Source organism: Neobacillus niacini (assembly GCF_000759675.1).
Taxonomy (GTDB): Bacteria; Bacillota; Bacilli; order Bacillales; family Cytobacillaceae; genus Neobacillus; species Neobacillus niacini_A.
The window spans coordinates 1-13,975 of sequence record NZ_BAWM01000051.1 but is presented as its reverse complement, the minus strand read 5'-3'; the positions used below and the strand labels follow the sequence as shown (position 1 = coordinate 13,975).

The 13,975-nt window shown below is 35.6% G+C and carries 16 protein-coding genes and 1 pseudogene; 15 read left to right on the top strand and 2 right to left on the bottom strand.

Annotation, left to right across the window (positions count from 1 at the left end; translation table 11 throughout):
• Positions 1–412: 412 nt before the first annotated feature.
• From TR08_RS18945 to TR08_RS18915, 6 genes are all read left to right on the top strand, one after another.
• Positions 413–916, top strand: coding sequence for a DinB family protein (locus TR08_RS18945; protein ID WP_045520859.1), 504 nt, complete (start codon positions 413–415; stop codon positions 914–916).
• A gap of 331 nt (positions 917–1,247) precedes the next feature.
• Positions 1,248–1,493 (top strand): hypothetical protein, encoded by a 246-nt coding sequence (locus tag TR08_RS18940; protein WP_045520857.1) that lies wholly within the window; start codon positions 1,248–1,250, stop codon positions 1,491–1,493.
• A 217-nt stretch (positions 1,494–1,710) separates the two neighbouring features.
• A complete protein-coding gene (locus tag TR08_RS18935) occupies positions 1,711–3,006 on the top strand; it encodes an IS110 family transposase (protein WP_045520855.1) in 1,296 nt (431 codons plus the stop codon).
• A gap of 545 nt (positions 3,007–3,551) precedes the next feature.
• Positions 3,552–3,941, top strand: coding sequence for a DUF5661 family protein (locus tag TR08_RS18930; protein WP_202964975.1), 390 nt, complete (start codon positions 3,552–3,554; stop codon positions 3,939–3,941).
• 215 nt (positions 3,942–4,156) lie between these two features.
• Entirely contained in the window at positions 4,157–4,762 is a 606-nt protein-coding gene (locus tag TR08_RS18925; protein ID WP_045520853.1) for a GNAT family N-acetyltransferase, read from the top strand.
• A 785-nt stretch (positions 4,763–5,547) separates the two neighbouring features.
• Positions 5,548–6,084 carry a DUF4241 domain-containing protein gene (locus tag TR08_RS18915; protein WP_045520850.1) on the top strand — a complete coding sequence of 179 codons (537 nt, stop codon included), beginning with the start codon at positions 5,548–5,550 and terminating at the stop codon, positions 6,082–6,084.
• A 187-nt stretch (positions 6,085–6,271) separates the two neighbouring features.
• Here the strand turns inward: TR08_RS18915 and TR08_RS18910 are convergent, their stop codons facing one another.
• Complete coding sequence (locus TR08_RS18910) at positions 6,272–7,228, bottom strand: patatin-like phospholipase family protein (protein WP_045520848.1); 957 nt, start codon at positions 7,226–7,228, stop codon at positions 6,272–6,274.
• 666 nt (positions 7,229–7,894) lie between these two features.
• Between TR08_RS18910 and TR08_RS18900 the strand changes: the two genes are divergently transcribed.
• Entirely contained in the window at positions 7,895–8,092 is a 198-nt protein-coding gene (locus TR08_RS18900) for a hypothetical protein (RefSeq protein WP_045520844.1), read from the top strand.
• Between the two features lie 128 nt (positions 8,093–8,220).
• Entirely contained in the window at positions 8,221–8,436 is a 216-nt protein-coding gene (locus tag TR08_RS32090) for a hypothetical protein (protein WP_152597467.1), read from the top strand.
• 137 nt (positions 8,437–8,573) lie between these two features.
• Here TR08_RS32090 and TR08_RS18895 read toward each other — a convergent pair.
• Positions 8,574–9,412 (bottom strand): annotated as a pseudogene (locus TR08_RS18895) (tyrosine-type recombinase/integrase).
• Between the two features lie 203 nt (positions 9,413–9,615).
• Between TR08_RS18895 and TR08_RS18890 the strand changes: the two are divergent.
• The 7 genes from TR08_RS18890 (at position 9,616) to TR08_RS32665 (ending at position 13,579) form a co-directional block, all read left to right on the top strand.
• A complete protein-coding gene (locus TR08_RS18890; RefSeq protein WP_045520843.1) occupies positions 9,616–10,197 on the top strand; it encodes a TetR/AcrR family transcriptional regulator in 582 nt (193 codons plus the stop codon).
• 21 nt (positions 10,198–10,218) lie between these two features.
• Positions 10,219–10,560 (top strand): DMT family transporter, encoded by a 342-nt coding sequence (locus TR08_RS18885; RefSeq protein ID WP_045520842.1) that lies wholly within the window; start codon positions 10,219–10,221, stop codon positions 10,558–10,560.
• Complete coding sequence (locus tag TR08_RS18880) at positions 10,561–10,875, top strand: DMT family transporter (protein WP_045520841.1); 315 nt, start codon at positions 10,561–10,563, stop codon at positions 10,873–10,875.
• 234 nt (positions 10,876–11,109) lie between these two features.
• A complete protein-coding gene (locus tag TR08_RS18875) occupies positions 11,110–11,577 on the top strand; it encodes a DinB family protein (RefSeq protein ID WP_045520840.1) in 468 nt (155 codons plus the stop codon).
• Positions 11,578–11,899: 322 nt separating this feature from the next.
• The gene (locus TR08_RS18870) at positions 11,900–12,391 is read left to right on the top strand and encodes a hypothetical protein (protein ID WP_045520838.1); all 492 of its coding nucleotides are present in this window, start codon (positions 11,900–11,902) and stop codon (positions 12,389–12,391) included.
• A 244-nt stretch (positions 12,392–12,635) separates the two neighbouring features.
• Positions 12,636–13,043: a GNAT family N-acetyltransferase gene (locus TR08_RS18865; protein WP_152597466.1), complete on the top strand. Its 408-nt coding sequence runs from the start codon at positions 12,636–12,638 to the stop codon at positions 13,041–13,043.
• Positions 13,044–13,384: 341 nt separating this feature from the next.
• Complete coding sequence (locus TR08_RS32665) at positions 13,385–13,579, top strand: hypothetical protein (RefSeq protein WP_052427529.1); 195 nt, start codon at positions 13,385–13,387, stop codon at positions 13,577–13,579.
• The last annotated feature ends 396 nt before the right edge of the window (positions 13,580–13,975 follow it).

Here is a 13,975-nt window from a genome sequence, read left to right as displayed (position 1 = left end):
TTCTTTTGCAGATAAATATCTAATAGACTCATTTTAAAATTCTCCTTTCCCTATAATAAATTATTTTTTACTAAAAAATTTTTTGCTTAATTATATTTTAGTATATGTGTAAAAAAATGTAAATTGTTATTTTATTTAATAATCAATGAATTTTATTTTTTCGTTGTATCACGTAAGTTTGTGAAAGTTTGCACTTAAACTAACGGGTGCTAGAGTTAAAGATTGGGATGGCTGCGGCGATCCCTTATTTTTATTGCACTAATGTTGCAGATTAGTTCAACAAGATAGCTAATAATAACTTCAATTAATATTATTGTTTTAGAAATTAATTAGTGGTTTTTTGTTAAATGAGCAGGCATCTTTTTGAGAGTGTAGAATATATTTGTGAAGTATTTAAGTGAGGAGGATGAATATGTTTCAAACATTAGATGGTTTCTTTAAATTATGGAAATTTGAAGCAGACGCTACTCAGAAAATCCTTAATCAACTTACTGATGAATCATTACCTCAAGAAGTAACACCTCAAAATTGGACGTTAGGTCGAATTGCTTGGCATACGGTAACTGCAATTGGCGTTGTGACATCTCGAACAGACCTTTCTTTTGATTCTCCTAATCAAGATTATCCAGTTCCAACTTCAGCAAAGTTCATCTCTGACAGCTATCAACAAGCAAGTAATGGTTTGGTTGAAGTAGTAAAAAATCAGTGGACTGACAACAGTCTTAGAGAAGTACAGGATATGTTTGGGCATAAAATGTCAAAGGGAGAGATTTTATCTTTTTTAATTCAACATCAAATTCACCATCGAGGACAAATGACAATTCTTATGCGTCAAGCAGGTTTAACAGTTCCTGGTCTTTATGGTCCATCAAAAGAGGAATGGGCTATTATAGGTATGGAAGCCCCTAAAATGTAATTACAATTATTGAGCGTTGAGTAATATAAACAAGCAGTACAAACAAGGCTTATTTGAAAAAAGGGATCGTAATTTAACGGTCTTTTGTATGAGTTTGTTAAAAAGTGTACTTAAGCTAACGGGTGCTTTACTTCAATAAGGAGTAGAGCTTTTTTTCTTTTGTTCCACTAACTGAGCAGGGCTTTGCAAGTAAATAAGGTTAATCAATTCCTTTTCTGATAGGCTCATAAGAGAGCACTATTCTTCGTTCATTTTTCTTTACTTTAGGTGGAAAAAACTTCTAAAATAAAGTTTGAACTACATAAATGACTGAATTTCAGGAGGATTTTTGATGTACATAGTGTCAAATTACTTAAATAAATTCAAATACTATATTTATGAGGATTTACGTTCAACAGGCTATCCGGATTGGTGCTCTGGTGATGGTTATGCTAAACGCTTTAAAACCATTGAGGAAGCTGAGGAATACGTAAGGAAAGGACATATATATCTTAAATATGATTCTCCTAATTTTACAATTGAAGAAGTTATAGTAAAGTCAGTAAAAAACTTTACTGTTGAACCAGAATGTATATAGGAGGAGCAGGCAATGTAGCCTTTTTGTTATTAAGCTAACAGGTGCAAGAGTTCAATATCGGAGCTATCATTGTGGCAGCTTTTCTTATTGTAACGGGGCAGCATTCCTGTAATGAGTGAAAATGAGGTTTGAACAAAAAAATAACCTCTTGGTAGAATGAGAGTGTCCTGAAGCAGGCCAGCGAAAAGGACAATACTCAAATACCAGGAGGCCTAAAATGAATTATAACCAAAATAAGAAGCTTGCTCAAATTACTTCTCAAACGCTAATTATAGGGGTGGACATCGCTAAATTCAAGCATGTGGCACGTGCCCAGGACTTTAGAGGAATGGAGTTCGGATCACCTTGTTATTTTGAAAACACAAAAGAGGGGTTCTCCCATTTTCTTAAGTGGATTTCTGAGTTGAAGAGAGAACAAGCCATGGATAAAGTGATAGTTGGGATGGAACCGACTGGCCATTATTGGTTCAACCTAGCTCATATTCTGAAAGAAAATGAGATTAAGTTTGTGGCAGTAAATCCCTTGCACGTTAAGAAAAGCAAGGAACTCGATGATAATTCACCAACTAAAAATGATGTAAAAGATGCCAGAGTAATTGCCCAGCTGGTCAAAGACGGAAGATACGCCGAACCTACTATACCGCAAGGAGTTTATGCCGAGCTCCGAGTAGCAAAGAAAATTCGCGATCTTCTAACGGATGACCTCCAAACGGTCCAAGGACAGGTTCACAACTGGATTGATCGGTACTTTCCAGAATTTCTAACAGTCTTTAAGAAGTGGGAAGGCAAGGCAGCATTACAATTCTTAAGGTTAAATGCCTTACCACATGAAATGATAAAATTCTCTGATCAAGAGCTGCTCATCCACCTAAGAAAAGCCGTTACCCGGAGTGTGGGGCTCAGTAAAATTAAAGAGTTAAAGCAAGCTGCCAGTAAGTCCATCGGACTTCGGCAAGGCTCTGATATGGCCAAATTGGAGCTGAAAACGCTACTTGATAAATATGAACTAATCCAGCTTAAATTTGAAGAATTGGATGCAAAAATAGATATATTACTTGAAGAAATACCTGGTGTTCCACAAATGTTGGCCATTAAAGGTGTCGGCAGGGATTCGGTTGCCGGTTTCTTTGCGGAGGTCGGCGACCTCAGTGATTATACTCATCCCAGACAAATTATTAAGCTAGCTGGGTTAAGTTTGAAAGAAAATACGTCCGGGAAGCACAAGGGAAAAACGACCATCACAAAGAGGGGACGTAAGAAATTGAGGGCCCTGTTGTTTAGGGTCTGTATGATTCTAGTTGCACAAAATTCAGCATTTAAAGCATTACACGCTTACTATACTCAACGACCTGATAATCCATTAAAGAAGATGCAGTCCCTTATTGCTTTATGTAATAAACTGATCCGTATTTTCTTTAGCATAGGTAAAAAGCAGTTTGATTTTAGTGAAGAAAAGATGTTAAAGGATATTCCTCATTTGTCAGCATCAAAGAAGGTAGAAATGGCAGCTTAATTCTCTTTTATATTAGATAAATTAGTAGTTGTGTGTTTTGTAGGACGGGTACATTTGAAGCACGGATTAGTCGGCAAAGCAACTAAATTACGGGCAGGACCCTGTGGGGCAGCATGGCTGACATCCACCTCATGGAAAGGTTGGACGAAGGAATTTGAGAGCGAAGACTCTGTGAGGCATGGGAGGGTTGACCTCCATGAGAAATGTGGACTTCCACCAGTGCGATCATATTTTTACTAATTTACCAATTTGTGTAAGTGATTGGGTAGTGGGTTATGAGTCTTTTTTCTTCTTAAGTCCAATTTTATCCTTTCGAGTGATATTTACCCACCTAAAAAGCAATTTCTAGTAAATAAACTACTATGAAAATCTAAGAAAAACGAAGAAATCGTGAGATTTCGCTTTCTTTATTGAGGGAGTTTAGTTCAATTAGCTAAGTTGTATTTTTTGTTGAATTCACTATTTGTTTAACTTTTAGAAGACATGCTCATAAATAGGTAACTAACGTATATTGTTGATAACTACCTTTTTAGGAGGGATGTGTTTTGTACTACTATAATGGTCCGTATTTGAACCACTTCATTAACGGTTATAACTTTGGTACGCAATATCATTATCCAACCATTGGAAGTCCAAACTTGTATAGAAATAATCGTCCTGCAACTAGGGTTAAATCTTTTTCCAAAGAGGAAGCAGCAGCAATCGCTTTACTATTAGGCATTGATTTTAATAAAAGCAAGTTTGATTTAGATGAGTTTTGGATGGGAGTAAATATAGAGCTTGAACATGGAAAAATATCCAGCCAAACTAATGTTACAGGCGATGATCCTATTATTACTGGGAAAATTGCCCTGGCTCACCTTAACGAGTTTCCTGATTACTACAAAAGATTAAAGGTACTTGAGGATGAAGCAAAAGCCTATTGGAACAAATGATTTAATTGGATAGCTTATATTTGTAAGCGGGTTTGTGAAAAATTGTACTTAAGCTAACGGGTGCAAGAGTTGAAGAACGGGGATTGCTGCGGCGATCCTTTTTTGGTTATTGAGCTCTAACGGTCAGTTTAGTGGAAGAAGGATTTTTATTATTAAATATAGAAAAGGATTAAGAAAATGGTTTTATATATAAGGTTTTTTGAGAGGATGACAGGATGATTAACTTTGCAGGAACACCCAAAATAGAAACTGACCGTTTAATCCTTAGAAAATTGGAACTTTCAGATGCCCAAAGCGTCTTTGACCATTGGCTTTCAGACGAACGTGTTACAGATAACCTAATTAAAGGTGCACATAAGACTGTTTCGGAAACAATTGAGTGGGTGACTAAGGTTGTAAGTGACTATGGAAGTAAAGAATTTTGTTACTGGGGTATAGAACTTAAAGCTAACAGTGAGCTAATTGGAGCAATTGACTTCTATAATTTTGATAATACAACTGAAAATTGCGAGGTAGGTTATTCAATTGGATACAAATGGTGGAATCAGGGATATGGGACTGAGGCGTTAAGAGCCGTCGTAGAATTTGGCTTTAGACATATGAATATTCATAAGATATCAGCAGCTCATAACCTCGATAATGGAGCTTCTGGGAAAATTATGAGTAAAGTTGGTATGCTACAAGAAGGAACGATTAGGCATATGATTCGTAATTCGAAGTATCAATACAAGGACTGTGCTGTTTATGGAATCCTCCAAGAAGATTATGATAAATACAATGTTGTTAGAACCCATACATCTATACATAAATTAGAATTGTAAAACTACATACAGCTTTATTGGTTCAACTAACGGGTGCTTGAATTCAAAAGGGTTGCATTAAGTAAATAGAAAAGCAACCAAAGATAGTAGATGTATAATTATTTGATTTGTTGAATAAATATTCATAATGTGTTAATATAATAATAGTTTAAATTCTTCTGAGTTTAGACCTCCTAAAATGGACTTAGCTTAGACCACTAAGTTCAACTTTGACCTTTGATTTTATAGATCAAAGGTATTTTTTTTTTTGATATTGTTGTAAATTGTCACTCATTCTACATAATTCTTGATTTAAATTGAAAATAGTTTTGTGAAATTTTGTACTTAAACTAACGAAGCAGATTTGTTGATACTAATGTGTTAGATGGTGACTTATCACCAATTTTAGACCATCCAACAATCCGAAGTGTAGGCTTTCTGAATAAGAGGCATTACAATATTACCGAAGATAAGATGGATGCTTTGTTAAAGGATAAAAATGGTGGAGAAGAATTACAAACTGTTATCAAGTATGGAAAATATGAGACTTTTAGATATATTTACTAACTAATTGTTATTGAACTAACGGGGTGCGAGAGTTTAAGATCACCAGCTGCTTTGGCGGCTTTTTTTCTTGTATCACTAACGAAGCAGGTTAGTTTAACAAGAAAATGATTTAATATTAAAGTTTTTCAACGCTTTGTTTTAATAAAGAATATGGATTTCAACAATATTTATATGGCACGTTTACTCTTAACAATCTTAAAAAATAAATAGTAGATGTTCCTAAAATGGGGGTTATAAAGATGATTTCAAAAGTATTAGGTTCTTTTCAAGTAAAGGGCAATCAACTCATTGTCAGTGATCCCTGCTATCCTATTGAATGTGCAACGGATGATGACTTATCTTGGATTTTGACCCCAGCTAAAAGTGGGGAATGGAAAGCTAGAATCTTTTATGAAGAAGATAAGACTGTCGCTAAATTAATGGCTTGTCATATAGAAGCCAAACAAGACCTTGAGTGGATAGAAATAGGTAAAGAGATTGCAGTTGATTCTGCACAAGCGGGAATTTTTGATGCATCAATTTACGGCAGAGATGAAATGATTACATATGAAGTACAAAACGTTTATGACATAGATATGGATGAAGAGGGACTCAAATATTATGTGGCTTGCTGTGATAAGGTGGCAACTGATGATCAAGGTGGAGTACTGATTGGAGGTACTGTTTCTATGTCTGGACTTGGGGACGGGTACTATCCAGTATCTGTACAATATAATGAAAAAGATGAAATTGTAGCTGTATTATTAGATTTTTACGGTGAAGATGAAGAATTATAATTACCCTTTATATTATGTTGCCTTTCATTGGTATAAGAAAGGTTATTCTTGTTCCACTAACGAAGCAGTTTAGTTGAACAAGAACTGAATAAATAAATAAAAACAGCCAGTTTGGCTGTTTTTTATAAAAAATCAAAATGCTTGCAATAAAAACCAAAAAATTAATCAGATTTATGGGATAATTATATTAATTCCAGTTTTTCTCTATAAATTGAAATGCAGGTTGTAAATTTGTTTTGTTAGCAATTGAAATGACAGCGGGAACCACAGAAGGGTCCGTTTTGGAGAAATTAGGGATCCGTGGATTTAACCGAAAAAAACGATTTCCTAGAAGCTGAGAACTGACCATGGATTCATAGTAACCGGATCCACTAGAGATAATCTGAAGAAATGGCAGTAAGGGTTCATTGGGCGATCGGTCCAAAAGAACTCCCCAATTTGGGGGGAGGTTCTTCATATTTTCAGGGCGTATGTTATCTGCACTCACCATCCCCCACCCCTTCGTATCTCTTCTTAATTGAGTCGGTTCTTCACCTGTTCCAATGGATAATACCGCAATTTGATCCAACGGCTGTTTGGCTTTCCCCACTGCAAACGCGATACTGGCTGTACTGGGGTTAGTTGCTACTGTATACCCATCCACGTAGTTTTGATAGGCTCTTTGCGTCGCGGGAGCACCACTGCTCCGTAGTATTACATCACTCGCTTTCTCATTAAAAAAGGGAGAGCCAGGAAAGTTGTGGAATAACACAGGAGTCCAACGATTCAGCTCCGGTGAGAATAAATGAAATGCAGGGACAACAATTCGTCTTCTTAAGTCTTTGAGGAGAAGTTCTGGTGGAAAAAATGTTTGTACTGCTTTAATGAAACTAGAATATGGTAATTGTTGGTTAAAAACAGGTCCACCTGGTCGGGAAACGCTGAATGCCGGCAAGATTTTATCCTTAAAAAACTGGAGTGTCTCCTCCGGCGATCTTCCACTTGCTAACGCAAGGGCAGTGAATGAACCGATTGAATTTCCCGAAAAAACATTGGTTCGACTAATTAATTTTGGGTTTTGAAGAGCCAGTCTGTTCAAAAGTTGTAAACTTAAAGCACCTAAGGTACCGCCTCCATCAAAGGACATGATCCGATATTTAGTCAAGGTTGATTTCTCCTTTCTAATCTGATCACAAGTATCATTCAGTATATGTTTATTTCGTGTCTTGTATGGGTATGAATACCTCTTTTACCTGAAATCCTTCAGGAGCCGGATTATGTAGGTAAACATCCTAGGAAAGACTCCATCAAGTATATAAAAAAAATACTACGACGAGGATAGAGGGGACTATGTTTGAGTGGCAGTACGGGCAAGCCAAACGGGAATTTATTATGCACGTACTTTGTTTGTAATGGGTGATGAGAAAGTCAGAAAGTACAACCCCAAAAAAGCTTGAAGGAAAATTAAAAAGCCATAGCGGTGGGCTACAGCTGCCTATTCCGTCCTCAAACAGGTTATTTTGTAACCTTGTGCACAAAAGGTTATTGATTATTATTATTATTATTATTAAATATCGTGCGATCCTTCAAGATGGAGGTCGCTTTTTCCAACAACAGGATTGTGAAGAATTACACTTCAACTAAAGGGTTGCAATAGTTTAAGATCTAGCTGTCATTATGGCAGCTTTTTTTACGCACAACTGTGAAGGATAGTGAAAAGTTGCAAAGTTTTAAAAACCTCATTTACACTTCGCGTAAATCCGTCTTAATAGGGCAAAATATGTTACGGTTCTGGAAAGCACTTGCCTATTTTTAATAAGGAGTGAGATGAGTGGCTGATAAAAACGAACGCAATAGTGTCGATAATGATGCTAGTGAAGCGGTAGGAACTGGTGTCGGTACTGCCGCAGGTGCTGCTTTGGGTTCTGTTCTTGGTCCAATTGGTACCGTTGCAGGAGGAGCGATGGGTAACAAGGTAGGCGAAGCTGCGGATAAGACTAATGACAGTAGTGCAAACCAAGAAGATTAGTCTTTAACAAAAGAGGTACTGAATGCATTGGATTCCCCAAAAGGGAGTCCTTTTATTTTTATTAAGTTATTCAGCTTTTTTAGGTAAATTTTCAGTAAGATTGTGAATCAATACACTTAAAGTAACGGATGCGATACTTAAAAAACATTTTTAAAAATGAAAAGGCGATGTGGTTTGAAATGGGGATAAAAGATGCGGTGTTTCTTTCTGTTATATTAGTATCAGTGATGTTTATAATTATTGATTCAACTGTACCAGAAGGTAATCTTCGTTCTATTTTAAATGGATTATCAGTAGGTATTACAGTATTAGTTGTAAATCTTATTGCTAAAAAGAGACGGTAACATTAGATTTTGTTGTGCAACTAACGGGTGCAAGAGTTTAACACCCCGCTACCATTTAGATGGTTTTTTATTAGAAAAGAGTTAAACGAAGCAAGACTCTTTAGAAGTGTTGCTTTTGTACATATTTGAGCCATTGGTTAAAAATATTTTCTATACAATTCTTGTCTAAGACTACCACTTAATTGGGCATAAATTTTTGCAGTTTCGCTCTTCTGGTGACCAAGTAGACTTTGGATAACATCAAGAGGTGCTCCATTATTCAACAAATGTGTTGCATAGCTATGTCTTAGTGGTGTGGATGAATTACTTTACTAATATCTGCCCTATCAGAAATCCGCTTAACAATGTATCTCATTTGAGCAATGCTCATTCTATGTGGTTTACGTTCTGTAACAAAAATGGCTGGATCATTATCCTGACGATTATCTAAGTACCGTTTAAGCCAAATTTCACAACGAATATTAAAATATACTTCTCTTTCTTTATCACCTTTGCCTAGAACAATCGCTGATCGGTTTGACCAATTGATCCTGTTCTTATCTAGCGAAACAATTTCACCTATTCTACAACCTGTTGAAAACATAAATTCGAATAATGCCTTTTCCATAGGAGTGTCACAAGCTTCCCTTAAGTATTCGATTTCTCTTTCCGATAAAAATTTTGGGATTCGTTTTCCTACTTTAGGTTCTTTTAATTTAGCAGCCGGATTCTTTAAAATATGTCCTTCCTCGTGTGACCAACGGAAAAGTGACTTTATAAAACGTATACGGTGAGCTAAGCTGGATGGCTTTAGATTTTCACTTGACTTTGCCAAGTATTCTTTTAATTTGATAGTAGTAATGGTTTCGAGTTTTACATCCTCAAAATACCGTATCACCAACAACGCTTGAAGTTTATAGGCCTTTAAAGTTTGTTGGGAGAACCCTTCAATTCGTTTATCAGATTCATAAATTTCCCAGGCTTTTGATAATAGCAAAATACATCTCTCCCTAAAGATTCTATTTTTAGAGGAATTATTGACCTGATTATTAAATTTGATACAGTACTGCAATCTTCAACTATCGAAGCAGGTTAGTTTAACAAAAATAATGAAACCTTTCTTGTAGAACATGTAAATTTCATTGACAAAGGATTAACCAAGTGATAAATTAACTGACGAACGGTCGGAAGGATGATAATATGACTTCAAATCAAATTAAAGAAGTTGCACTTATTCATTTTGCTAAACACGGATATGAAGGGACATCAATGGCACTGATTGCTGAGGATGTAGGGATAAAAAAACAATCAATTTATACTCATTTTAAAGGAAAGGATGACCTATTTCTTCAGGTATGTAGAGATGTTTTCTCAGAACAAATAAGGTTTATTATGGAATTTGTTGAATGTAATAAAACCAAAAAGTTAGAAGAATTGTTATATGAATTACTATTAAAGTATAAAGAACGTTATGATAGGGACGATTCAACAAAGTTTTGGCTACGAATCTCTTTTTTTCCACCAAACCATCTTTCTGAACAAATAATTAAACTTGTCTATGAAACGTTAGACCATATAGAGGATATAATCTTTCCTATCATTGAAAAAGCAATGAATGAGGGGGAAATTAGCTCTGAGGTTGGACCTAAGCGAGCTACGGCTGCTTACATGGGAGTTCTAGATGGAATATTTGTAGAAATGATATACGGAGGTACCAACCGATTAAATAAAAGAATAGAGTCATCTTGGTATCTTTATTGGCGGGGTTTATCAATTGGTTAATGTGACTTAATGGAGGGAAACATGAATCATAACTGGACACTTGTAATTATCGCTGGTTTTATAGAAGTATTGTGGGCAATTGGTTTAAAGTATTCTAACAACTGGATTTCGTGGGTAGGTGTTGCTTTACTTATATACTTATCATTCTTCATTTTGCTGAAGGCTACAAAAAAATTACCAGTGGCTACGGTTTATGCTGTTTTCACAGGAATAGGCACAGCGGGGACCGTTGTGGTAGAAATGATTTTTTTCAAAGAGGTTTTTAGTTGGTCAAAAATATTTTTTATTCTTCTACTTTTAGTGGGTGTATTGGGCTTAAAACTCGTTACAACAGAACCTGCCAAGAACGAAGGGGGAGTATAAATGGCATGGATTTATCTTATTTTAGCTGGTTCGTCTGAAGTACTTGGAGTCATCGGAATGAACAAAGTAGCAAAATACAAAAATTTACAAGCATATGCTACCTTGTTCAGTGCATTTATCTTTAGTTTTATTTTTCTTACAATAGCCATGCGAACCCTTCCTAGCGGTCTTTCATATGCAGTTTGGACAGGGATTGGGACCGTAGGGGGTACTTTGGTTGGAATGTTATTCTATGGAGAGCCTCGAGATTGGAAACGAATATTATTTATAGGAATCATTTTAATAGCAGTAATTGGCTTAAAATCAACATCATAAATAAGGTTAAAGAATGGCTACCGTATCAGGTGGCTTCTTTTTTATTCAACAAACGGGTGCATTAGTGACAGAATAAGGATCTCTAATGGCGGACTATTTTTGCAGCTAAAGGGCAGGTTAGAAGAGAAAAAACATTATGGAAATATTATCAAATTTTTGCTTGTATGATATGCTTCTCATATAAAGTTTTACGCCGTAGTAATATTGCGGTAGCTGTTCTAGGAGGAGATAACTTTGAATAGAATCAACTTGATTTTAAACGTGCTAGATTCAACGTTCGACAAGGAGAGCTGGTATGCACCGCTCAAAGATGCAATTAAAGGAATCACGGCAGAACAAGCTACCTGGAGACCAACTGGTGAGGCAACCAAAACTATTTGGGAAAACGTTAATCATCTCATTTATTACAAAGAGAGACTTGTAGCAAAAATGGATGGTCGTGAATGGACAAATATTGACGGTAATGAAACCTTCTATCTCACCGAACAATCTAATGAAGATAAGGAATGGAAGAAAGTCGTTGAACGTGCCGAAAACGCTCATCACTGTTTAAGACAGATGCTAATCAATACTTCAGTTGAAGAGCTTGACAAAGATTCCTTGGAAGGGAAACTACTGGACATAATGCTTCACGACGCATACCATACGGGTCAAATTATTCAAATCAGAAAAATACAAGGTTCCTGGCCATCCCATCGTTAATCGAGAGAAATAGCATCTGTTATGTGCTTACACTATTGAATTTTTAATCACATTTAAAATTTTCTCTAAAGGCAGCTTAAAGCTGTCTTTTTTTATGTTGAGGTATTAGGACATAACCTTCAAGAAGTTTTAATTAGATTGTTACTGTTTCTTACTGCATTTAAAGGACAATTTGAAATTAAGAAGTAAGACAACTTACTAGAAGAACATATGCAAAAAAGAATTGATATGTTACTCAACTAACGAAGCATGTTAGTGGAATAAGGGATATAATTAGCATAGCTGCACTCGTAGACACTTGATAAAGGAGAAATCCCATCTTATGTTTGGTTTCTTAAATAAAGCCAAATTAAAAAAAGACGATTTAAAAGGCATTGCACAATTAATGTATCAGGATGTTTCGGATGATTCGTGGGATAAAGAGAACCTTACTAAAAGAAATTTAGACTTCACTATTGAAAGCGTTCGTAGTATTGATATGTACACAAAAAGATTAATGAATACGGAGTTTGGTGCTGAACTTTTAAATAAGCATTTTGATAATTTAGTGATTCGTATAGGTGCATATATTGGTGAAGTTATCAAAAGTAATATTAGACAAGACTTTTACTGGTATGAGTCTGAATCTGTATACAATTATTCTCCCGATTTTGATGGAGCGTATAGTAGTACCAAAACACAAAGTGTTCTTTATTCTAAAAAGAGAGATATAGTGATATTACCTTTGAATGTGGTATCGCAATTTTTGAAAGGGAACTCCCCATACAGTAATTTTCTTACTTATGTAGAAGAAACGATTGAGCAAAATTCTTAATAATTTCTTTCATTGCAATAATTTAAAAATGACCCGCAACTAACGGGTGCAAGAGTTCAAGATCCAAGCTGCCAGAAATGGTAGCTTTCTTCTTGAACTAAAGGAGCAGGTTAGTGAAATAGGATTTCCGATTAAAGGAGAATAGTGCTGATTCAAAAAAATATATTCTTATAAGTTATTGCAAGGGTGTAGTATCCTTGTTCAGATTTAATTTGTAATTGATACAAAATTAGGAGGTATTTATGTGATAAAAAAGATAGATTATACGATACAGCCACCTGAAAATTTTGAGGAATTATTGAATTTATATGAATCGTTAGGATGGAATTCACTTAAATTAACCGTTAATGATTTAGAACGAATGTGTAAACAGAGCTGGTATGCAGTATATGCTTTTAATGAACAAAAATTAGTAGGAATGGGACGTGTTATTTCTGATGGTGTCATTACGGCAATTATATGTGGAGTATGTGTCCTGCCTAGCTATCAGTCCCAAGGAATTGGTAAAGAAATATTGAACCGAATAATCGATCATTGTGAGCAAAATAAAGTAATTCCTCAACTTATGTGTATAGAAGGTTTGGAGTCCTATTATAAAGATTTAGGTTTTAAGAAATTTTCCGTTGGAATGACAAAAAATATAAATCGGTAATATTCTTTTGCTATTTATGTTTGCTAAGTAACTTAATTTTGGAAACATGATTGTGATGCAATGTACTTAAACTAACGAGTGCAATAGTTAAAGATGGAAATCGCTGCGGCGATCTTTTTGCTTGTTGAACCAACAGGGCAGTTTAGTTGAATAGTATATGGGTTGTATAATTTCGACAGAGTGGTGAATTGATAACAATGGTTTTGAAAGAAAAGTCCACTTTTTCGGTTGGATGCCGCATATGTCATCTAAATTCTAGAAATCAAGACAAATACCCAAGAACTTTTACCCAAAACGCATATGCTCTAATGTAAAATGAAATGAGGAGGATGAATGTTTGTATGAATTATGCCTATAATGAGAGGATTGGCTTAGGTGGACCAGGTTCAGGCTTTGGTTTTGCACCAGGACTTGGTTTTGGAGCTCCAGGCTTTGTTGGCTATCCGTACCACCACCATCACCACCACTACCCATACCCATACCACCACTATCCCTACCACCACCACCATCACCACCACTACCCATACCCTTATTAAGATTTGCAGATAAAACCGTCTATAAAATAATGAAAAGAAATTTCTGTGAAACAGGCTTGTTTCTACAATAGTAGAAACGCCTGTTTCTTTTAGAAACGGTTGAGGTTTGTATTTTTATGGCTGGAGGTTACTGCATATAATTCCCTCTTTATTTCTATCATAACCTTAGCTGAGATATGCTCCTCAGAAAATAATAAATAATGCTGGGTACGATTTAAAATAAGACATTGTCTAATTGGACATAGCAGATTGTGAAATATTGTACTTAAACTATCGGGTGCTTTACTTTAACAGGTGCTGTTTTTGGTGGTGGTAAACCATATGTACAAGGTGATAAAGCCGAGTGAACAAGTGCTGATAAAGTAAAAAAAGTTTCCCCAAAAATAGGGCTTAACC

Excerpts from the sequence above, each read along its gene's own strand:
- TR08_RS18945 (WP_045520859.1), top strand. The coding sequence starts at position 413 with ATGTTTCAAACATTAGATGGTTTCTTTAAATTATGGAAATTTGAAGCA.
- TR08_RS18940 (WP_045520857.1), top strand. The coding sequence starts at position 1,248 with ATGTACATAGTGTCAAATTACTTAAATAAATTCAAATACTATATTTAT.
- TR08_RS18935 (WP_045520855.1), top strand. The coding sequence starts at position 1,711 with ATGAATTATAACCAAAATAAGAAGCTTGCTCAAATTACTTCTCAAACG.
- TR08_RS18925 (WP_045520853.1), top strand. The coding sequence starts at position 4,157 with ATGATTAACTTTGCAGGAACACCCAAAATAGAAACTGACCGTTTAATC.
- TR08_RS18915 (WP_045520850.1), top strand. The coding sequence starts at position 5,548 with ATGATTTCAAAAGTATTAGGTTCTTTTCAAGTAAAGGGCAATCAACTC.
- TR08_RS32090 (WP_152597467.1), top strand. The coding sequence starts at position 8,221 with ATGCGATACTTAAAAAACATTTTTAAAAATGAAAAGGCGATGTGGTTT.
- TR08_RS18890 (WP_045520843.1), top strand. The coding sequence starts at position 9,616 with ATGACTTCAAATCAAATTAAAGAAGTTGCACTTATTCATTTTGCTAAA.
- TR08_RS18885 (WP_045520842.1), top strand. The coding sequence starts at position 10,219 with ATGAATCATAACTGGACACTTGTAATTATCGCTGGTTTTATAGAAGTA.
- TR08_RS18880 (WP_045520841.1), top strand. The coding sequence starts at position 10,561 with ATGGCATGGATTTATCTTATTTTAGCTGGTTCGTCTGAAGTACTTGGA.
- TR08_RS18870 (WP_045520838.1), top strand. The coding sequence starts at position 11,900 with ATGTTTGGTTTCTTAAATAAAGCCAAATTAAAAAAAGACGATTTAAAA.
- TR08_RS32665 (WP_052427529.1), top strand. The coding sequence starts at position 13,385 with ATGAATTATGCCTATAATGAGAGGATTGGCTTAGGTGGACCAGGTTCA.